The sequence below is a fragment of the Dehalococcoidales bacterium genome (assembly GCA_030698765.1).
Taxonomy (GTDB): domain Bacteria; phylum Chloroflexota; class Dehalococcoidia; order Dehalococcoidales; family UBA2162; genus JAUYMF01.
In genome coordinates, this window is sequence record JAUYMF010000074.1 from 1 (window position 1) to 5,172 (window position 5,172).

At 55.0% G+C, this 5,172-nt stretch carries 5 protein-coding genes; 2 read left to right on the forward strand and 3 right to left on the reverse strand.

Features of this window, described 5'->3' with window-relative positions; all coding sequences use genetic code 11:
* From Q8Q07_03425 to Q8Q07_03435, 3 genes are all read right to left on the reverse strand, one after another.
* Positions 1-417: histidinol dehydrogenase (locus Q8Q07_03425; protein ID MDP3879341.1), on the reverse strand; the 417-nt coding region annotated here is incomplete at its 3' end.
* 4 nt (positions 418-421) lie between these two features.
* Complete coding sequence (hisG, locus tag Q8Q07_03430) at positions 422-1,834, reverse strand: ATP phosphoribosyltransferase (protein MDP3879342.1); 1,413 nt, start codon at positions 1,832-1,834, stop codon at positions 422-424.
* Between the two features lie 254 nt (positions 1,835-2,088).
* Positions 2,089-3,336 (reverse strand): ATP phosphoribosyltransferase regulatory subunit, encoded by a 1,248-nt coding sequence (locus tag Q8Q07_03435; protein ID MDP3879343.1) that lies wholly within the window; start codon positions 3,334-3,336, stop codon positions 2,089-2,091.
* 146 nt (positions 3,337-3,482) lie between these two features.
* Here Q8Q07_03435 and Q8Q07_03440 point away from each other — a divergent pair, with 146 nt between their 5' ends.
* Both Q8Q07_03440 and Q8Q07_03445 read left to right on the forward strand, forming a co-directional pair.
* The gene (locus tag Q8Q07_03440) at positions 3,483-4,802 is read left to right on the forward strand and encodes a nodulation protein NfeD (GenBank protein ID MDP3879344.1); all 1,320 of its coding nucleotides are present in this window, start codon (positions 3,483-3,485) and stop codon (positions 4,800-4,802) included.
* 76 nt (positions 4,803-4,878) lie between these two features.
* The coding region (locus Q8Q07_03445) for an NfeD family protein (protein ID MDP3879345.1) at positions 4,879-5,172 on the forward strand (294 nt) is incomplete at its 3' end.

Genomic DNA, 5,172 nt, shown 5'->3' on the forward strand with positions numbered 1-5,172 from the left:
CGTCATCAGCACCGTCGACGGATAGCGGGCAGTCCCGCCGGGCACATAAACGCCGACACGCTCCAACGGGCGTACCAGTTGCCTCAATCCGTTTTGCGAAAACCCGTCACCGAGAGCCTTTTTCTGGGCGGTGTGGAAGGAGCATATTCTTTCCGATGCCAGCTTGAGAGCGGACACCAGACCGGCATCAACATGCTTGTGAGCATTGCTTACCGCCTCTTTTGAGACCTCCAGAGAGGTCAAACTGACCCCGTCAAACTTCAGGGTGTAGTCAAAGAGGGCGGCATCACCCTGGCGGCGCACGTCATCGATGATTTGTCTGACCGACTGCTCACGGGCGAGTGCATCCGGCGTTTCTTTCGCCGCCCGCCGGGACAGGGCTTCTCTGACCGACTGAAAACCTTCAATAATCTTCACTTCTTTAATCTTCTACGGCTTTACGCAAGATCTCGGTAATCGACTTTATCCTCTGCCTCTTCGCCGGACTGCTGACGCTGTCCCGGTTCCCGATGAGGCGGGCCGTCGACTCAAACATAGTGTCAATGATTTTGAGGTTGTGCCGGGCGATAGTACCCCCGGTCTCCGTATTTTCGATGAGCAGGTCGGCATCCTCCGGCAGAAAGGCCTCGGTAGCTCCCCAGGTAGGCACCACCCGGTACCTGCCGAGGTGATTGTCACGGGCGCATTTATCGGCGATATTAATGTACTCCGAGGCTACCCGGATGGGCATTCCCCGCCCGGCGAAGACCGACTTTAATTCGGCAACCTCAGTGACCGGCAGGTCATTACAGACCACAGCCACGATTTTTACCCAGCCGAATTTAAGGTCGAGAAGCTCGGTCACCGGGCTGGACGGGAACTGGTAAAGATGCTCTGTCAGCCAGTCTTTGCCGGTAATAGCCAGATCGAAGTTGCCGTTAGCCACCTGCAGGGGCATATCCTGGGGCCTGATGACCTTAGCTGTGACCCCTTCCATGGCGGGAGAGGGACGGCGGTTGCCCGTTGCCGACGGATAATCATCAATTTTCATGCCCGCTTTATTCAAAAGCTTAACCGTGGGTGACTGCTGGTGTCCGTCCGGCAAAGCCAGCCGGACGGCATCATCAGTCACCTCCTGAGGAGCAGGATATGCTCCGGGTGTTCTCTCCCTTCCGGCAGCCACCGGCATAGAGCGCTTCTCCACGCCGGGTAGCCCGCCATCGAGAGAAGCCAGTACCCGGCTGAGGTCTTTGGTCTCCCAGCTATCCTTATTGGCGATAATAACGGCGCTGAAAGCGAGGACATCGCTCACCGGCACCAGTCCATGATTAAAAGACTCTTCATTTACCCCCCCGGAAATCAGCGCCAAGTCAGCGCTATCCGGCGGATAAGCCTCGGCGGCCCCCCACAGGGGGAAAACACTGAACCGCCGCAGCCGGCGCTCCAGGGCGAAAGATTCGGCCAGATTAGGGTATTCGCTGGCCAGCCGTATCAGTTCCTCCCGCCCCTGTATTTCCTCCGGGTCTGATACCACTCCACCCCTCGCGGCAACCACGTACAGGGCGCCCTCACCGTAACCCAGCTTCCTGATCTTGACCAGAGCCGAACTCGGGTATTTAACCAGAAGCTCTTCCACCCAGTCCAGTCCGCATATTCCCAGGTCATAATTACCCACGGCAACCTGGACTGGGATATCCTTCTCGTGGAATACCTTGGCGAAAAGGTCAGGGAAGCGGAGGGACGTCAGGCGATAGGAACGCATTCCCTCCTGATATGAGCTCAGCCCCCAGTCCGCCCTCTCCAGTAAGGCCGCCGTCCCGGGCAGGAGACGGCCTTTAGGTAACGCTATTTTCATTTGTTTGTTCACCTTGCACCTTAATGATATAACCCTATCCCATGTATTAAAGCCGCTGAAAGTGTCATTGCGAAACCATCCCGACTTGTCGGGAGGCGAAGCAATCCGGGTGGAGTTGAAATCCTTCCCACGAGTAAGAAGATTATACATCCTTTATTATCTTTATTATCATTTCTGGCGAAGGCCAGAATCCAGACCTTACCTCCCCACTTCTGGATTCCAGCTTTCGCTGGAATGGCATCTTCAAATTTCCATCAACCCGGCTTCTCTCCCAGAACCGCCAGCACTTCATCCGCACTGTTAAGCTCAAACTTCTTCTGGCTGAGCTGTTCCATCAGTACCAGTGGTGGAACAGCACCCTTAATATCCAGCACCCAGCGCCGGTTAGCCGGAGGTTGACCACCCAGGTACACCTCGGCGGTATAACCGGCTTCGCGGATAGAATCAGCCAGCCGAAAACCGTCTTTTAACAGGTCGCTTCCGGACTCGACCTTGATCAGCACCCCTTGAAGATGGCTACCCGCTGGAGGTTCCGGCTCGATCAGGTTCATCAGACGGTCAAGATAGAGAGCGAAGCCTGAAGCCGGGACATCTCGCCCGCCCATCAGCGGAATCAGGGCATCATACCTGCCGCCGCCGCCAACATGCTCGTCACCGGCAAAAAGCTGGAACATCATGCCGGTATAGTACTCAAAGCCCCGTCCCGAAGTGATATCAATTTGATAGCTGAAGCCCAGCGATTCGATAAGATTAACGGTTTCGATAAAATTATCCAGAGAGGCTTCGAGCTCAGGTAAATCATGATTAAAAAGCGCCCTCAGGTTTTTCAGGAAACCGGATGACCTTCCTTTCATATCCAGTAAAGGGGCCAAAGCCCGGCCCGGCTCAGGGTTTTCCGGTTTTGCCTCAACCAGCGCGGATAAATCCCCGTCCAGAATCCGGTCAAACACCCTGTCTTGCTCACCGTGACTCAGCCCGAATTTAGACAGCAATGCCTTTATCAGCCCGGCATGCGACAGCCTCAGCTCGATGTCTTTAAGCCCGGCTTTGCGCAAGACTTCCAGGGCCAGCGTCACCAGCTCTACATCCGCCACCGTGGAACCGGCCCCGATAAGCTCCGTCCCGCACTGCCATTTCTCCCTGGTCTCTTTTCCTGTCTCCTCAAAACTGAAGACATTGGTCACATAAAAGAGCTTGGCCACATCTCTATCAGCCATGGTATCAATGTAAAACCGGGCGATCGGTATCGTCCCGTCAGGCCTCAGTACCACTCTTTCCCCGCTCCAGCCGTCCCAGTCAAGGAAGGAATATACCCGGCGCAGCCGGCCGGGGGTGAGTGTCCCGATTGAGGTGAACAGGTGCAGATACTCAAGGGTAGGAGTCCTGACCTCTTCATACCCACGCCCCTGACAGCAGTCCCTGAATAATCCCTCAAGCAACCGGAACCTTCTCATTTCATCAGGAGACAGGTCACAAGTTCCTTTACACCTTTGCTCTGGCATAAATACATCACGTCCTTTACAAATTGGGTAGCGGGTAAAGTTTACACTAACTTCAGCCGGCTGTTCAACATTTCCCCGGTAACATTGCAATAAGCGGACAGTAACTATACAATATGTTTACTACTCTTCCTGTTTGAAGGCCGACCATGTTAAGAATTATACGTATTCTGATGTTATTGAGTCTGTTAACCGTGGCTCTTGTCGCCGTTGAAGCTCAGGCGGCTACTCCTGCGATTGATGTGCTCACCGTTAAGGGAGCCATTAACCCCGTGGTGGCTGATTACATTAAACGGGGTATTGCCCATGCTGAAGAAACCAACGCTACCGCCGTTATCATCCAGTTGGACACCCCCGGCGGACTGGACACTTCCATGCGTGATATTGTCCAGGACATCGTCAGTGCCCGGGTCCCGGTGGTGGTCTATGTCGCTCCCTCCGGAGCCAGAGCCGCCTCGGCCGGGGTATTCATTACCGTCGCCGCTCATGTAGCGGCCATGGCTCCAAATACCGCTATCGGCGCCGCGCATCCGGTATCGATAGGCGCTGAGGGTGAATCGGCAATGTCCGAAGTCATGGAAGGGAAGGTGGTCAATGACGCCGCCGCTTATATCAGGAGCATCGCTGAAGCTCACGGACGCAACATGGAATGGGCTGAACAAGCGGTGCGGGAAAGCGTTTCCGCCACCGAGCAGGAAGCCCTGGAACTAAACGTCATTGATATGGTCGCCCCTGACCTGCCCAGCCTCATCTCCCGGCTTGACGGACATCAGGTGACCATGCTCGGCGGCACTACCGTCACCCTCGAAACTCAAACTGCGGTTATCAACCATCTCAGTATGAACACCATCGAAGACTTTCTCTATGTCATCAGTGACCCCAATATCGCTTACCTGCTGTTGAGCCTGGCGATGCTCGGCCTCTTCGTGGAAATCTCCAACCCGGGGCTTATCTTTCCCGGTATCATCGGCGCCATCGCCCTGTTACTGGCTTTCTTCTCACTGGGGATGCTGCCGGTAAACTATGCCGGAGTCCTGCTCATCGTCCTCGCCTTTGCCCTCTTCATCGCCGAGGTGTTTACCTCCAGTTTTGGCCTGTTCACCGGAGGGGGCCTGGTTGCCCTGGTGCTGGGCTCTTTGATTCTCTTCAAAGGAGGCCCTTTATTCCGGGTAAACCCCTGGCTGATTGCCAGCATCGCCGCTTTCCTTACCGCCCTTTTTACCCTTATCGTCAGCCAGGTGATCGGGGCACACCGCCGTCAGGCATTCACCGGCAAAGAAGAACTGACCGGGAAGACAGCTACCGTCCTGGTCCCTCTGGCGCCGGAAGGAATCGTCCGCTACAGGGGAGAGCGGTGGACGGCAATTTCAGAAGCAGGCCGGGTAGAACCCGGTGAAGACGTAGTTATCGACAGGGTTGATAGCCTGAAACTATACGTGACCAGGAAAAAACAGGAGGAGAGCCGTTGAGTCTATCAATTATAAGCGCCATCTACATGCATACACTGGTACCTGTTGCTGAGTCTCGCTTCCCCGGAGGTCTCCATTGCCTCAGATAGGTGGATTTCAAATAGACCCGTGGCTGATTATTATCGGCACTATTTTTTCTATTGGTTTCATTGCCATTTCCGTCATATGGGGAATCCGCGCCCACCAGCTCAAGGTAGCGGCCGGGCGGGAAGAGCTGATCGGTAGGACGGCCGAGGTCAGGGTAGCTCTGAACCCCAGAGGAATTGTATTCATTGAAGGTGAACAATGGACAGCAACCTCAGAAAGCGGCCGGGTAGAACCCGGAGAGGAGGTGATTATAAGCAAGGTCGATGGCTTGAAACTGTATGTA

What these genes read in the sequence shown, in the direction of transcription:
- hisG (MDP3879342.1), bottom strand. Translation starts at nt 1,834, where the DNA reads ATGAAAATAGCGTTACCTAAAGGCCGTCTCCTGCCCGGGACGGCGGCC.
- Q8Q07_03435 (MDP3879343.1), bottom strand. Translation starts at nt 3,336, where the DNA reads ATGCCAGAGCAAAGGTGTAAAGGAACTTGTGACCTGTCTCCTGATGAA.
- Q8Q07_03440 (MDP3879344.1), top strand. Translation starts at nt 3,483, where the DNA reads ATGTTAAGAATTATACGTATTCTGATGTTATTGAGTCTGTTAACCGTG.